This is a genomic window from Thioalkalivibrio sp. AKL19 (assembly GCF_000420165.1).
Lineage (GTDB): Bacteria > Pseudomonadota > Gammaproteobacteria > Ectothiorhodospirales > Ectothiorhodospiraceae > Thioalkalivibrio.
On the sequence record NZ_ATUK01000014.1, the window covers coordinates 135,513 to 149,099 of the forward strand.

Annotated in this window: 16 protein-coding genes; 1 reads left to right on the forward strand and 15 read right to left on the reverse strand. The window is 68.1% G+C overall.

Annotated features, from left to right (window positions below):
* Positions 1–30 precede the first annotated feature (30 nt).
* Together speD and F817_RS0110360 are read right to left on the reverse strand one after the other, a co-directional pair.
* On the reverse strand, positions 31–840 hold the full coding sequence (gene speD / locus F817_RS0110355) for an adenosylmethionine decarboxylase (protein ID WP_017942843.1): 810 nt from the start codon (positions 838–840) through the stop codon (positions 31–33).
* A 92-nt stretch (positions 841–932) separates the two neighbouring features.
* Positions 933–1,361 carry an OsmC family protein gene (locus tag F817_RS0110360; protein WP_024327586.1) on the reverse strand — a complete coding sequence of 143 codons (429 nt, stop codon included), beginning with the start codon at positions 1,359–1,361 and terminating at the stop codon, positions 933–935.
* A gap of 193 nt (positions 1,362–1,554) precedes the next feature.
* Here F817_RS0110360 and crp point away from each other — a divergent pair, with 193 nt between their 5' ends.
* The gene (crp, locus tag F817_RS0110365) at positions 1,555–2,202 is read left to right on the forward strand and encodes a cAMP-activated global transcriptional regulator CRP (RefSeq protein ID WP_018142212.1); all 648 of its coding nucleotides are present in this window, start codon (positions 1,555–1,557) and stop codon (positions 2,200–2,202) included.
* 34 nt (positions 2,203–2,236) lie between these two features.
* On the opposite strand, the gene trpC is transcribed toward crp, so the two are convergent.
* The 13 genes from trpC to purE form a co-directional block, all read right to left on the reverse strand.
* A complete protein-coding gene (trpC, locus tag F817_RS0110370) occupies positions 2,237–3,049 on the reverse strand; it encodes an indole-3-glycerol phosphate synthase TrpC (protein ID WP_024327587.1) in 813 nt (270 codons plus the stop codon).
* Positions 3,046–4,080: an anthranilate phosphoribosyltransferase gene (gene trpD / locus F817_RS0110375; protein ID WP_024327588.1), complete on the reverse strand. Its 1,035-nt coding sequence runs from the start codon at positions 4,078–4,080 to the stop codon at positions 3,046–3,048. Before trpD ends, trpC begins: the two co-directional genes overlap by 4 nt.
* Positions 4,081–4,110: 30 nt before the next feature.
* Entirely contained in the window at positions 4,111–5,325 is a 1,215-nt protein-coding gene (locus F817_RS0110380) for a multidrug effflux MFS transporter (protein WP_042799145.1), read from the reverse strand.
* Positions 5,322–5,915 (reverse strand): aminodeoxychorismate/anthranilate synthase component II, encoded by a 594-nt coding sequence (locus F817_RS0110385; protein WP_024327590.1) that lies wholly within the window; start codon positions 5,913–5,915, stop codon positions 5,322–5,324. The genes F817_RS0110380 and F817_RS0110385 overlap by 4 nt, the downstream gene beginning before the upstream one ends.
* A 142-nt stretch (positions 5,916–6,057) precedes the next feature.
* Positions 6,058–6,858, reverse strand: coding sequence for a triacylglycerol lipase (locus F817_RS0110390; protein ID WP_024327591.1), 801 nt, complete (start codon positions 6,856–6,858; stop codon positions 6,058–6,060).
* A 10-nt stretch (positions 6,859–6,868) separates the two neighbouring features.
* Positions 6,869–8,356, reverse strand: a complete 1,488-nt coding sequence (gene trpE, locus F817_RS0110395) for an anthranilate synthase component I (RefSeq protein ID WP_024327592.1) — start codon at positions 8,354–8,356, stop codon at positions 6,869–6,871.
* Positions 8,357–8,450: 94 nt separating this feature from the next.
* Positions 8,451–9,134 carry a phosphoglycolate phosphatase gene (locus F817_RS0110400; protein ID WP_024327593.1) on the reverse strand — a complete coding sequence of 228 codons (684 nt, stop codon included), beginning with the start codon at positions 9,132–9,134 and terminating at the stop codon, positions 8,451–8,453.
* 23 nt (positions 9,135–9,157) lie between these two features.
* On the reverse strand, positions 9,158–9,847 hold the full coding sequence (rpe, locus tag F817_RS0110405; RefSeq protein ID WP_017942853.1) for a ribulose-phosphate 3-epimerase: 690 nt from the start codon (positions 9,845–9,847) through the stop codon (positions 9,158–9,160).
* Positions 9,848–10,037: 190 nt separating this feature from the next.
* Positions 10,038–10,361, reverse strand: a complete 324-nt coding sequence (locus tag F817_RS0110410; RefSeq protein WP_024327594.1) for a c-type cytochrome — start codon at positions 10,359–10,361, stop codon at positions 10,038–10,040.
* Positions 10,362–10,531: 170 nt separating this feature from the next.
* Positions 10,532–11,197, reverse strand: a complete 666-nt coding sequence (locus F817_RS0110415) for an energy-coupling factor ABC transporter permease (protein ID WP_024327595.1) — start codon at positions 11,195–11,197, stop codon at positions 10,532–10,534.
* 2 nt (positions 11,198–11,199) lie between these two features.
* Positions 11,200–11,817 (reverse strand): class I SAM-dependent methyltransferase, encoded by a 618-nt coding sequence (locus tag F817_RS0110420; RefSeq protein WP_024327596.1) that lies wholly within the window; start codon positions 11,815–11,817, stop codon positions 11,200–11,202.
* Positions 11,814–12,983, reverse strand: a complete 1,170-nt coding sequence (locus F817_RS0110425; protein WP_024327597.1) for a 5-(carboxyamino)imidazole ribonucleotide synthase — start codon at positions 12,981–12,983, stop codon at positions 11,814–11,816. Before F817_RS0110425 ends, F817_RS0110420 begins: the two co-directional genes overlap by 4 nt.
* Positions 12,980–13,489 carry a 5-(carboxyamino)imidazole ribonucleotide mutase gene (gene purE / locus F817_RS0110430; protein WP_024327598.1) on the reverse strand — a complete coding sequence of 170 codons (510 nt, stop codon included), beginning with the start codon at positions 13,487–13,489 and terminating at the stop codon, positions 12,980–12,982. Before purE ends, F817_RS0110425 begins: the two co-directional genes overlap by 4 nt.
* Between the last annotated feature and the right edge of the window lie 98 nt (positions 13,490–13,587).

Below are 13,587 nucleotides of genomic sequence, written 5' to 3' on the forward strand. Positions count from 1 at the left end.
CGCCGCGTGCCACGCGCGGCGCGCACCGCCTCAGCTCGGGCGGCTCATATTCTTGCCGTAGAAGATCTCCATCATCTCGTGCTTGAGCAGCTTGGAGATGCGTTTGGCCTCCTTGGCCGAGTAGTCGTCCTTGCCCAGCCCGAACAGGTAGCTGTCCAGATCGAAGTCCTTCAGCACCATCTTGGTGTGGAACAGGTACTCCTGGTACACGTTCACATCCACCATCTGGTACTTCTCCTTGGTGTCGCGGGACAGGAAGTCCTGGATCGAGTTGATCTTGTGATCGATGAAGTGCTTCTTGCCGCGCACGTCACGGGTAAAGCCGCGCACGCGGTAATCCATGATCACGATGTCGGACTCGAAGCTGTGGATCAGGTAGTTCAGGGCCCGCAGCGGCGAGATGCGCCCGCAAGTGGACACGTCGATATCCGCGCGAAACGTCGCGATGCCGCCCTCCGGGTGCGCCTCCGGGTAGGTGTGCACCGTGATGTGGCTCTTGTCCAGGTGGCCGACCACGGTCTCCGGCAGCGGGCCGGGGCCCTCGGTGTAGCCGATCTTCTCGGTGGCCACCGGTTCCTCCGAGATCAGCATGGTCACCGACGCGCCCTGCGGATCGTAGTCCTGGCGCGAGATGTCGAGGATATTGGCCCCGATCAGGTGGGCCACGTCGGACAGGATCTGCGTCAGACGCTGGGCGTTGTACGCCTCGTCGATGTACGCGATGTATTCGTCGCGATGCCGGTCACCCGATGCATAGCAGATATCGTAAATGTTGAAGCTCAGGCTCTTGGTCAGGTTATTGAAACCGTGGAGCTTGATCTGCTTCTTGTGACGAGGCATGGCGTGTCCTCTTGGCCCGGGCCGCAGCGAGCGGCGAATTGTAGACGCCCCGGCCCGCCAGTCCAAGGACAGGGCATCCGGTCGGCGCGGGTTCAGCGTCGCGCCGGCCCCTCGATGATCTCGAAGTCGTGGGTCACCTTCGCCGAGGCACCCAGCATCAGCGAGGCGGAACAGTACTTCTCGGCCGAGAGACCGACCGCGCGCCCGACCTGCTTCTCCGAGAGCTCATGGCCGTACACGCGAAAGTGCACGTGGATATCGGTAAAGACCTTGGGCACGGTCTCCGCCCGCGTGCCCTCCACGGTCACCTCGCAGTCCAGCACCTGCTGGCGCGCCTTCTTCAGCATCGCAATCACGTCGAAGCTGGTACAACCACCCATCCCCAGCAGCAGCATCTCCATCGGACGCGCACCCAGGTTGCGCCCGCCGGCATCCGGCGCCCCGTCCATCACCACCGCGTGGCCACTGTCGGTCTCGCCGACAAACGCCACCTGGTCCAGCCATTTCACTTTCACCTGCATCGGGCTCGTCCTTTTGGGAAACACGAATCAATGCCTATACTTCAGAGAGGACTCTACGCAGGGCGGACCTGCCGCACAAAATCGGAGGTCGCCGGGCGGATTTTGTGAACGGGTCCAGCCACCCCCGCGTGCGGGGCACGGGCGCTGCATTAGACTGGCGCACATCCTCAGGAAGCTGATATCGGACGTGACCATGGAAGCCTTGAACAACCCGTTCGTCTACCGCCCGGCGCAGCCGTCGCCCGCGCTGGAGCGTTTTCTCGGCTACTGCCACCGCCGTCAGTACCGCAAGCGCACCACGATCATCCACTCGGGCACGGTACCCGACACGCTGTACTACGTGGTCAGTGGATCGGTCTCGGTACTGGGTGAAAACAACGGACACGAACTGGTGCTCGCCTACCTTAACAAGGGCGAGTTCTTCGGCGAGCTGGGCATGTTCGAGGACGACCCGCGCAGCGCGACCGTCACCACCCGCGAGGACACCGAGACCGCGGAGATCCCCTACACCCAGTTCCGCGAGATCGCCCAGCGCGACCCCGAGATCCTGATGCTGCTGACCAGCCAGATCGCGACCCGTCTGCGCCAGACCTCGCGCAAGGTGATGGACCTGGCCTTTGTGGATGTCACCGGGCGCATCGCCCACACCCTGCTGGATCTGGCCCGCCAGCCGGACGCCATGACCCACCCCGACGGCATGCAGCTGCGCATCACCCGTCAGGAGATCGCACGCATCGTCGGCTGCTCGCGCGAGATGGCCGGACGCGTGCTGAAGGATCTGGAGGAGCGCGGCCTGATCACCGCCCACGGCAAGACCATCGTGGTGTTCGGCACGCGCTGACGCGGCCCCGGCCGGACCAGGCCCGTGGGGGCCTTTATTCGCCGCGGAACAGCTGACCCAGGGCCACGCCCGGATCCTCGGTGCGCATGAAGGCCTCGCCGACCAGGAAGGCATTCACCCCGGCCGCCTGCATGCGTTCGACATCCTCGCGGCTGTGGATGCCGCTCTCGGTGACCAGCAGGGCGTCCTCTGGTGCCTGGTCCTTCAGCTCCAGCGTGGTCTCCAGCCGGGTCTCGAAGCTGTGCAGGTCGCGGTTGTTGATCCCGATCAGGTCGGCGCCAATCTTCTTCGCCCGCTCCAGTTCCTCGGCGTCGTGCACCTCCACCAGCGCATCCATGCCCAGCTCGCGGGTCAGGAAGTACAGCTCGTGCAGCGCCGTGTCGTCCAGCACCGCGGCGATCAGCAGCACGCAGTCCGCACCCAGCACCCGCGCCTCGTAGACCTGGTAGAGATCGATCACGAAGTCCTTGCGCAGGATCGGCAGCTTGCAGGCCACACGCGCGTCGCGCAGATCGCCGTCGCGCCCCTTGAAGAAGTCCACGTCGGTCAGCACGGACAGGCAGGTGGCGCCATGTTCCTCGTAACTCCGCGCGAAGGCCTCGGGATTGAAGTTCGGGCTGATCTGGCCCTGGCTCGGGCTCGCCTTCTTGATCTCCGCGATCACGGCAGGCCGTCCGGCATCGATGTCACGCTGCAACGCCGCGCGAAAACCGCGCGGCGCCGGAGCCGAGCCCATCCAGCCGCGCAGTTCGCGCAATGGCCAGAATGCCTCGCGCTCCTTCAGTTCCTCGCGCTTGCGCTCCAGGATGCGCTGCAGGATATCGGGTACTGCGTTGGCTTCGGTCATTGTGCTTCCTTGTTTGCCAGTCGTGCGCTGGTCGCCTGCAGGCGTTCCAGCCGTTCGCGTGCCGCACCGGTATCGATGGCCCGGGCGGCGGCCTCGATGCCCGCCGCCAGCGTGTCCGCGCCGCCCCCGGCATAGATCGCCGCGCCGGCGTTCAGCAGCACGATGTCGCGGGCCGCGCCCGCCTGCCCGTCCAGTACGTGGCGCAGCATCGCCGCCGAGGCCTCCACACTGTCGACGCGGACGGCATCCAGCGCCGTGGTGGTCAGGCCAAAGTCCTCCGGGCGGATGGTGTACTCACGGATCGCGCCGTCCTTGAGCTCGGCCACCCGGGTGGGCGATCCGATGCTGATCTCGTCCAGGCCGTCCTCGGCGTGGACCACCAGTACGTGTTCGCTGCCCAGTCCCTTCAGTGCCTCGGCCAGCGGGTGCACCCAGTCCTGGGAGAACACGCCCAGGACCTGATTGGGCGCGCCGGCCGGATTGGTCAGCGGCCCCAGCACATTGAACAGCGTGCGCACACCGAGTTCCTTGCGCGGACCGATCGCGTGCTTCATCGCGCCATGGTGGGCGGGGGCGAACAAAAACCCGACCCCCACCTCGTCGATGCAGGCGCCGACCGCCTCCGGCGTCAGGTCGAGGCGAATCCCCAGGTGCTCCAGGACATCGGCGGAACCGGATTTCGACGACACCGACCGGTTGCCGTGCTTGGCCACCCGCACCCCGCCGGCCGCCGCCACCAGGGCGGAGGCGGTGGAGATGTTGAAGGTTCCGGAGGCGTCGCCGCCGGTCCCGCAGGTATCCACCAGCCCAGTGCGCGGTACGTCCACGCGGGTGGCCAGCGAACGCATCACCCCGGCCGCCGCACGGATCTCCTCGATGGTCTCGCCCTTCATGCGCAGGGCCACCAGGAATCCGCCGATCTGGGCATCGGTAGCCTCGCCGGTCATCACCGCCTGCATCACGGCGGTCATGGTCGCTTCGTCCAGGTCGCGGCGCTCGATAAGGGCCGCTATCGCTTGCTGCACGGTCACGGGATCGCTCCTGCGGGAAAATCGAAGCGGCTAGTGTAACGCCCGCGCCGGGGTCCGACGACCGCGCGCCTCCGGCCCGGTCCACCACAACAGGGCCGCGGCCGCCCAGATCACCAGCGAACCGCCGATCAACCACGGCAGATGGTCATCGAGGCGATCCACCAGAAACAGCGCCAGCAACGCGCTGAAGCCCAACTGCAGGAAGGCCTGCATGGCCGAAGCCATGCCCCGTGCGCCCGGATAGCAATCCAGCGCGAGCAGGTTCAGCGAGGGCACGGCCGTCGCCAGGGAGAAGCTGTACAGCGCGAAGGGCAGGGTCACCGCGACCACCGGACCCCCGGTCACGATCCCCAGCGCCACCAGCGCCAGCGAGACCCCGGCCAGCCCCACGCCGATACTGATCGCCAGCGGTGGACTCAGCAGGCTGGCGGTGCGCCCCGCGATGAAGCCGCCTACCACCAGGCCACCCACCAGCGGCAGGAACAGCCACCAGAAGTCCTGTTCCTGCCCGCCCAGGTGGACATAGATCACCGTCGGCGAGGCCGCGACAAACAGAAACATCGCCCCGAACAGTCCGGTATGTACGAGCGCCGGACGCAGGAACGTCGGGTTGCGCAGGGTGCCGAGGTAGCCCCGCAGGATCACGGCCGGACGCCCGGAGGCGCGCCCGACCGGCGGCAGGGTCTCCGGGAGCCAGGCCCGGATCGCGAGCAACAGGAATACCCCATACAGGGTCAGAAACAGGAACACCGAGCGCCAGCCGAATCCGGCCTGCAGGTAGCCCCCGACGATCGGGGCCGCCGCCGGGCCGATCGCGAACATCATGGTAATCAGCGCCAGTACCCGGCGCGCATCGGTGGCCTCGAAGCGGTCGCGCACCACCGCACGCCCGACCACGATCCCGGCCGCCGCGGACAGCCCCTGACCGACCCGCAGCCCGATCACCTGCCAGTACTCGACCGCGAACACCAGCAGCAGCGAGGTGAGTACGTAGCCGGCCAGCGCCCACAGCACCACCGGGCGGCGGCCAAAGGTATCCGACAGCGGCCCCGCAATCAGGGTCGCCAGCGCGAATGCGACCAGGTAGGCCGAGAGGGTCGCCTGCATCGCGCCGGAGTCCACCCGCAGGGCCTCGGCCATCGCCGGAAACGAGGGTAGATAGGTATCCAGCGAGAACGGCGCCAGCATCGACAGCGGCGCCACCAGCAATGCAAAGCGCAGGCGGGTGCGGCGGGCCTGGGTCACGCCGGCTGGGGCAGGCGGCTCAGGAAGTTGTCGAGCAGTTCGTGGCCCTGTCGGGTCAGGATGGATTCCGGGTGAAACTGCACGCCCTCGACATCCAGTTCGCGATGACGCAGGCCCATGATCTCGTCACGCGCGCCGTCCTCGCGTTCGGTCCAGGCGGTGACCTCCAGGCACTCCGGCAGAGTCGCGGCCTCGACCACCAGCGAGTGGTAGCGCGTGGCCTCCAGCGGGTTCTCGAGCCCGGCGAACACCCCGACCCCGGTGTGATGCACCGGCGAGGTCTTCCCGTGCATGATCTCGCGGGCCCGCACCACGCGGCCACCGAAGACCTGGCCGATCGCCTGATGCCCGAGGCAGACCCCGAGGATCGGGATCTGTCCGGCAAAGCGCCGGATCACGTCCAGCGACACCCCGGCCTCGTTCGGCGTGCAGGGCCCGGGCGAGATCACGATCCCCTCGGGCGCCAGATCCGCGATTTGCTCCGGGGTGATGCAGTCATTGCGGTGCACCACCACCTCCGCCCCCAGCTCGCCCAGATACTGGACCAGGTTGAAGGTGAACGAGTCGTAGTTGTCGAGCATCAGGATCATGACGAACGTCCCTGGAGAACGGAATAAACGGGTCCGCCGCGTGAATCCGTGTTCACGCGCGCGCACCGGACAGGCTTCAGCATAACCCGACCCCGGGCCCGCTGCCCCGCAACCGCATCGGCACGGGCGAAACCGGGCGGACTCATCGTGGCAGCAGCAGCGCGGCCAGCAAGGTGCCGTCCGCGGCTTCCAGACGGTGCCCGCCGGGGCTGGGCAGGGTATGCGCCCGGCCACGCAGGGCCGGGAGGCGGTTCATGTCCTGGCTGGCGACATCCACCCAGGGGTCGGCCAGGCGCACCACCGACACGTAGCGGATGGGCGGGTGTTCCCGCGTGTTCAGCCACTCCAGGTGGGCCGCGTCCGGCGAGGCACCCTCCGGCCCCCACAGGCCCTCGCGCCGGTGCATGCCCTTGAGCCCGGCAAACGGGGCGTACAACCCCAGTGCGGAATCGGCCAGCGCGTCGGTCACCGAACGCGCCAGGGCGGACCAGCCACCCCCGGCATGCGGTGCGGAAAAGGTTATCAGCGTGGAGACGGCCGGGTGTGGCTGGCGCACCAGCAGCTCGCGCGCCACCACCCCGCCACTGGAGTGCCCGACCAGGACCAGTTCGCGACCGGGATGGCGCCGGGCCAGGCCCGCAACCACCTGCCCCAGCGCGCGCGCCCGTTCGGGCGGTATCACGCCCGCCGGAAGATCCACGGTGTAGAACTGGCGCGGCGCCGGATCCGGCGCGCGATCAAACCACGGGGCCTCCGGCCGGGCCCGGGCACGGCCGCCATCGGCGTAGCCGGCGGCATTCAGGGCCGCGGTGACCCCCGCCTGGCGAAAGCCGTCGCCCTGGTCCCAGCCCCCGGGCACCAGCACCACGATCTGCGCCGCGGCCAGGCCGGGCAGCAGGGCGAGCACCAGCGTCAGAAACAGGATGCGAAGACCGCCGCGCATGGTCCGTCCCTCAGTGGCGGTGGCGGCGCGGCCCCAGGCCGCCGAGGGCCGTCTCGGCCGCGCGCACCACCGCCCGCCCCTTGTTCAGGGTCTCCTGCCACTCGCTTTCCGGCACCGAGTCATGCACCACGCCGGCCCCGGCCTGGATGTGCAGTTCGCCGTCGTGCAGGACCGCCGTGCGGATCGCGATCGCGGTATCCATGTTCCCGGACCAGGACAGATAGCCCACCGCGCCGGAATACGGCCCGCGCTTGACCGGCTCGAGTTCGTCGATGATCTCCAGCGCGCGGATCTTCGGCGCGCCGGAAACGGTCCCGGCGGGGAAGGTCGCGCGCAGCACGTCCATCGGCGAGTGTCCCGGGGCCAGCCGGCCCTCCACATTGGAGACGATATGCATCACATGCGAGTAGCGCTCGATGCTCATCGTGTCAGTCACCTCCACCGAGCCGATCTCGCAGACCCGGCCGACATCGTTGCGCCCCAGGTCGATCAGCATCAGGTGCTCGGCGCGCTCCTTCGGGTCGGCCAGCAGCTCGGCCTCCAGCGCGCGATCCTCCTCCTCGGTGCGCCCGCGCGGGCGCGTGCCGGCGATCGGGCGCACGGTCACGCGGTCGTCCTCCAGGCGCACCAGGATCTCCGGGGAGGCCCCGACCACGTGGTGATCGTCGAGGTCGAGGTAGTACATGTACGGGGACGGGTTCAACGCGCGCAGGGCGCGGTAGAGATTCAGCGGCGGCGCGGAGAACGGCACGCTCATGCGCTGGGCCAGCACCACCTGCATCACGTCCCCGTCCATGATGTATTCCTGCGCCCGCGCGACTGCGGCCTGATAGCCCTCGGCCGACCAGCCGGACACGTACTCCGGCACCGCGTGTGGATGCGGCGGATCCTCCGGCGGGACCAGCGGCTCGCCCAGGCGGGTCTCCAGCTCGTCCAGACGGGCGGCCGCCGCGATCTGGCCGTCAGCCTGCGTCGCATCGGCGTGCACCACCAGGTACAGGCGGCCGGAGAGGTTGTCGTAGACCACGACCTCCTCCGAGACCATCAGCAGGATATCCGGAAGCCCCAGGGCATCCGGCTTCTCCGGCCCCTCCAGGCGCGGCTCGATCAGGCGCACCGTCTCGAAGCCGAAGTAGCCCACCAGGCCCCCGGTAAAACGCGGCAGGCCCGGCAGTTCGGCGGCCTTGAAGCGGGCCTGATAGGCCTCGATCCAGGCCAGCGGGTCGGCCTCGGTGGTCTGCTCGACCACCTCGCCGTCGGTCTCCACGGTGATCTCGTGGCCGTGCACGCGCAACCGGGTGCGCGCCGGCAGGCCGATGAAGGAATACCGCCCCCAGCGCTCCCCGCCCTGCACCGACTCGAACAGGTAGGAATACGGCCGGTTGGCCAGCTTGAGAAAGATGGACAGCGGCGTCTCGAGATCCGCCAGGACCTCGCGCACCAGCGGGATGCGGTTATAGCCCTCGCGGGCCAGCTGATCGAACTGTTCGGGGGTCATCACAACGGTTCCTGACAAGGGGGACGAGTGGCGCGGCGGTTCATTCGCCGTCTCGCCATCGCCCCGTTGTCCGGTCCGTTGCCGACATCATGGATCACGCTGCCCGCGCGGGCAGCAGGCCCGGCAGCTCATCCAGCCGGTCGAGCACCGCATCGGGGTTCTCGTCACGGATATCCTTGCCGTGGTTGTAGCCGTAGGTCATGCAGACGATCTGGAAGCCGGCCGCGCGCGCGGCCTTCACGTCGCTCTTGGAGTCCCCGACCATCAGCGACTCCGATGGCTCCACGCCCAGCTTCTCCGCCGCGTGCAGCAGCGGCGCCGGATCCGGCTTCTTCTGCGGCAGGGCGTCACCGGCGACCACGATCTCGAAGTCGTCAAGGATGCCCTTCTCGCGCAGCAGCGGCACGGTGAAACGCTCGGCCTTGTTGGTCACGCAGCCCAGGCGATACCCCGCGGCCTTGAGCTGGTCCAGCCCCTCGCGCACGCCCGGATAAAGCGGCGAACGCCCGGCCGTGTTCTGCTGGTAGATACGCATGAACACCGGCAGCGCACGCGCGAACTGCTCCGCGTCCGGCTCGCCGTCGAGATCGTTGACCAGCGCGCGCTGGACCAGCCGTTCCACACCGTTGCCGACCCAGTTGCGCACGGCCGGCTCGCCGCGTTCGGGCAGACCCAGCTCGCGCATCATCGCATCCACGCTAAAGGCCAGGTCCGGCACGCTGTCGATCAGCGTGCCGTCCAGGTCGATCAGGATCATGCGGGGGCGGTTCAGGGACATCCCGGTCTCCGATAGCCGTCGATTCAGGCCTTGGCCAGCTCGTCGCGCATCTGCTGGATGATGCTGTCGTAGCGGTTCGGGTCGGCGTCGCTGCCGGCACCGAAGATCGCGGACCCGGCGACGAAGGTATCGGCACCGGCGGCCTTGATCTCGCGGATGTTGTCGGCCTTCACGCCACCGTCGATCTCGAGGCGGATGTCACGCCCGGAGTCGTCGATCATCTTGCGCGCGGCGCGCAGCTTGTCCAGCGTGTTCGGGATGAACTTCTGGCCGCCAAAGCCCGGGTTCACCGACATCAGCAGGATCATGTCGACCTTGTCCATCACGTATTCGAGATAGGACAGCGGGGTGGCCGGATTGAACACCAGCCCGGCCTTGCAGCCCTCGGAGTGGATCAACTGCAGGGTGCGATCGATGTGGTCCGACGCCTCCGGATGGAAAGTGATGTAGCTGGCACCGGCCTGGGCGAAGTCCGGGATAATGCGATCCACCGGCTTGACCATCAGGTGCACGTCGATCGGCGCGGTCACGCCGTGCTTGCGCAGGGCATCGCAGACCAGCGGGCCGATCGTCAGGTTCGGCACGTAGTGATTGTCCATCACGTCGAAGTGCACGGTATCGGCACCGGCCGCCAGGACGTTGTCGACTTCCTCGCCCAGGCGGGCAAAGTCGGCGGACAGGATGGACGGGGCAATGAAATCGGGTTGTGCCATGGGAAGCCTCGCAGGAATCTCGGGTGAAGCAGGACCGACCGTCGGTCGCGCTCTCGGAACCGCGAAACTTTACCGGATGCCGCCATGCCAGGCAAAAGCCGGCAGGCATGACCGGCCCTCCAACGCAAACGGGCCGGGGTTTCCCCCGGCCCGTGGACGGCTTGCGCCGGCCTTCGACAAGGCGCCCGAATCAGTTGAACTCGGCCGCGATGTAGCTGGACAGGTTGGCAATGTCATCGTCGCTCAGGCCCTGGGCCTGCGGGCGCATCAAGGCCGTGTGGTCACCCACTTCCTCGCCCGCGCGATAGCGTTGCAGCAGGTCTGCCAGGTAGTCCGCATCCTTGCCCACCAGCGCCGGAAATATCGCCTGACCCTGGCCCTGGGCACCGTGGCAGCTGGCGCAGGTGTTCTGGTACTTGGACTGACCGGCCTGGATATCAGTGGCCTGGGCGGCGCTGGACAGCATCAGGATGCTGCCGGCAATACCGGCCAGCACGAACAGCTTGGTTTTCATTGTTGTGGTCTCCTCGTTCACGATCCTGGACAGGGTCCTCGCCCTGTCTTGAAGCGAACGTTAGCAGGGCTTTCCTGAATGGTGCATTAACATAGAACCAAACAGGGAAATAGCCACAGGCCGCTCCATGGAGCCATTCGAGGGGTCGAAAAATGCGGGCCGGTGCCGTCCTAGCGCCCGTGGATGTAGCGCTCGTCCGACCAGGTCGCCAGCCACTCGGGACGCACCATCACCAGCCCGGTGATCACGATGCCGTTGACCACCGCCTCAGGGAGCACCAGCAGGGCCAGATAGCGCAGGTAGTCACGATAGATATCGCCCCAGGCCAGATCGGTGAACACCCCGTAGATCGCGGCCGAGGCCAGCACGGTGGCCACCACCGACAGGGCACCGCCGAGGAAACCGACGGCATAGAGATAGATGAACATGTGGGCCGGCAGGCGCGCCTCGGACAGCCGCAGCAGCCCCCAGGTCACCGCGACCGGCAGAATACCTGCCAGCAGCACGGTCAGCGGAAAGGCGGCCAGCGGGAGGGCGCCGAACAGGCCCAGGAGTGCCACCACCAGGAAGACCATCAGGATCGCCAGCTGCCAGCCGAACATCAGGGTCACGGTGGTCATGCCGAGGAAGTGCAGGGCCAGCCCGTCCAGGGTCTGCGCCCGCAGGCTCCAGATCAGCAGCAGGCACAGCGTGGCGATCACGAACAGCTGCGCGCGCCCGGGCACGAAGAAGGCCTCCCAGGGCATGCGACGGAGCATTACCACCATGCCAATACCCAACAGCACGGAGGACAGCACGCGGAGCGCGACCGGCAGTTCGCCCGCCCCCTCCACCATGCTCAGTCAGGCTCGCGCACGGCGGCCGCGACGGTGTACTCGCGGCCCTGCTTGACCTTGTCGTAGTTGCCGAACACTTCCTTGAACCCCTTCTCGATGAACCGCCGCAACCCGGTAATGGTTACGACATGGATCCGTCCACCCGGGTTCATCTGCTCGTGGGCGTCCAGCAGGTAGGTGTAGAGCATCTCGCGCCCCACCTTGGCCGGCAGGTTCGAGGTGACCAGATCGAAACGCCGGTCACGGATCTGCGCGAAGCCGTTACTGGTCACGCAGTCCACATTGGTGATGCCGTTCAGCTCGGCGTTACGCCGGCTGTACTCCACCGCCAGGAAGTTGGTGTCCACCAGCGTGCAGTGGCCCTGCGGCGCCTTGCGCGCCAGCGTCAGGCCGATCGGGCCATAGCCGCAGCCCAGATCCAGGCAGGCATCGGTTGGCTCCACCTCGATGCGCTCCAGCAACATCCGCGTGCCATCGTCGATCCGCCGCGGGGAGAACAGCCCCCAGGTGGTGCGAAAACGCAGGTGCTCGCCCGCCAGGGTGTCCTCGAACTCCAGGTCGCGCTTGAGCTCTGTCTGCCGCGCGCGGCGCGCCTGGGGGGTGGGGAAGGCCTCGCTCATGCCTCTCCCTCCCCGACGGCGGCGGCCAAGCCCAGCCACAGGGCCTCGGCGGTGGAGGCCGCGGCACCGGCGTCGTCCTCGCCCGGCAGACCGAGCACGTTGACATGCCCCATCTTGCGCCCCGGACGGGCCTCGGTCTTGCCGTACAGGTGCAGCCGGGCCCGGCCGACCGCCAGCACGCCCCGCCAGTCGGGCGCGCCGGCCGCGGGCCACAGGTCACCCAGGAGATTCACCATCGCGACCGGCACAGTCAGCAGTGCCGGGGCCAGCCCCAGCCCGCAGACCGCGCGCACCTGCTGTTCGAACTGGCTGACGGTGCAGGCGTCCTGGGTGTAGTGCCCGGAGTTGTGCGGGCGCGGCGCGATCTCGTTGACCAGCAGCTCGCCATCGACGGTCAGGAAGAACTCGACCGCCAGCACCCCCTGGTAGTCGAGCCGCTCGGCGATATGCCGGGCGATGGCCGTAGCCCGTTCGCGTACCTCGTCCGCGGCCCGGCCCGGGACCCGCGTCAGGTGGAGGATGCCGTCGCGATGGGCGTTCTCCGCGACCGGAAAGGCCTCGTGGGCGCCGTCCGCCGTGCGTGCCACCAGCACCGAGAGCTCGCGCTCCAGCTCGACCCGGGACTCCAGGACGCAATCCACCTGTCCCAGTTCGACGTGCGCCGCCGGCAGCTCGCCGGCCCCGGCCAGCCGCACCTGACCCTTGCCGTCATAGCCCAGGCGCGCGGTCTTCAGGATCGCGGGAAAGGCCGGCGCGCCGGCATCGTCTTGGACGTCGGGGGTCGCGCCCGCCGGCACGGCCTGCCACGGGGCCACGGCCACGCCGATCTCGCCGAGAAACGCCTTCTCCTCCAGGCGATCCTGGGCGATGGTCAGGGCGCGCGGCCCCGGGCGCAGACAGGCGTGGGCATCCAGCCACTCGACGGCCGGGCGCGGGATGTTCTCGAACTCGGTGGTAATCACCTCGCAGGCCCCGGCCAGGGCCTGCAGGGCATCAGGGTCGTCGAAGGCCTGGCACAGGTGCCGCGCCGCCACCCGCCCGGCCGGACTGGCCGGGTCCGGGTCCAGCACCCACACGGCATAGCCCATGCCCTGTGCGGCCTCCACGAAATAGCGGCCGAGCTGCCCGCCACCGAGCAGCCCGAGAGTCGCAGGGGGCTGGATCATGACGGGTCCGGCGGCAGGGTCTGCCCCAGCACGGCCTGACTCTGGGACTGGCGAAAGGCATCCAGGCGCTCGCGCAGGCCCGGATCGTGGTTCGCCAGCATCGCGGCCGCGAATAGAGCGGCGTTGGCCGCGCCCGCCTCGCCGATCGCGAAGGTCGCCACCGGGATGCCGCGCGGCATCTGCACGATGGACAGCAGCGAGTCCTGTCCCTTCAGGTGGCGCGAGGCGACCGGCACCCCGAGCACCGGCACCGGCGTCTTGGAGGCCAGCATCCCTGGCAGATGTGCCGCCCCTCCGGCCCCGGCGATGATCGCCTGCAGGCCCCGCTCGCGCGCCTGTTCGGCGTACTCGAACAGGAGATCCGGCGTGCGATGGGCCGACACCACCCGGGCCTCGAACGGGACCCCGAGTTCGTCCAGTACCGCCACCGCCCGCTCCATGGTCGTCCAGTCGGAGGTGCTGCCCATCACCACGCCCACCCGGGGCGCCGCCGAATTGCCTGCCATCTCAGTCATGGCCCGAACGATAGCGACCCCGGCCCCACCCGACAAGCCACGCGCACCACGAAGCACCCAAAGAAAAACGATTCACAGGAAGTTAAGAA

Excerpts from the sequence above, each read along its gene's own strand:
- speD (WP_017942843.1), bottom strand. The coding sequence starts at position 840 with ATGCCTCGTCACAAGAAGCAGATCAAGCTCCACGGTTTCAATAACCTG.
- F817_RS0110360 (WP_024327586.1), bottom strand. The coding sequence starts at position 1,361 with ATGCAGGTGAAAGTGAAATGGCTGGACCAGGTGGCGTTTGTCGGCGAG.
- crp (WP_018142212.1), top strand. The coding sequence starts at position 1,555 with ATGGAAGCCTTGAACAACCCGTTCGTCTACCGCCCGGCGCAGCCGTCG.
- trpC (WP_024327587.1), bottom strand. The coding sequence starts at position 3,049 with ATGACCGAAGCCAACGCAGTACCCGATATCCTGCAGCGCATCCTGGAG.
- F817_RS0110385 (WP_024327590.1), bottom strand. The coding sequence starts at position 5,915 with ATGATCCTGATGCTCGACAACTACGACTCGTTCACCTTCAACCTGGTC.
- F817_RS0110390 (WP_024327591.1), bottom strand. The coding sequence starts at position 6,858 with ATGCGCGGCGGTCTTCGCATCCTGTTTCTGACGCTGGTGCTCGCCCTG.
- trpE (WP_024327592.1), bottom strand. The coding sequence starts at position 8,356 with ATGACCCCCGAACAGTTCGATCAGCTGGCCCGCGAGGGCTATAACCGC.
- F817_RS0110400 (WP_024327593.1), bottom strand. The coding sequence starts at position 9,134 with ATGTCCCTGAACCGCCCCCGCATGATCCTGATCGACCTGGACGGCACG.
- rpe (WP_017942853.1), bottom strand. The coding sequence starts at position 9,847 with ATGGCACAACCCGATTTCATTGCCCCGTCCATCCTGTCCGCCGACTTT.
- F817_RS0110410 (WP_024327594.1), bottom strand. The coding sequence starts at position 10,361 with ATGAAAACCAAGCTGTTCGTGCTGGCCGGTATTGCCGGCAGCATCCTG.
- F817_RS0110415 (WP_024327595.1), bottom strand. The coding sequence starts at position 11,197 with ATGGTGGAGGGGGCGGGCGAACTGCCGGTCGCGCTCCGCGTGCTGTCC.
- F817_RS0110420 (WP_024327596.1), bottom strand. The coding sequence starts at position 11,817 with ATGAGCGAGGCCTTCCCCACCCCCCAGGCGCGCCGCGCGCGGCAGACA.
- F817_RS0110425 (WP_024327597.1), bottom strand. The coding sequence starts at position 12,983 with ATGATCCAGCCCCCTGCGACTCTCGGGCTGCTCGGTGGCGGGCAGCTC.
- purE (WP_024327598.1), bottom strand. The coding sequence starts at position 13,489 with ATGGCAGGCAATTCGGCGGCGCCCCGGGTGGGCGTGGTGATGGGCAGC.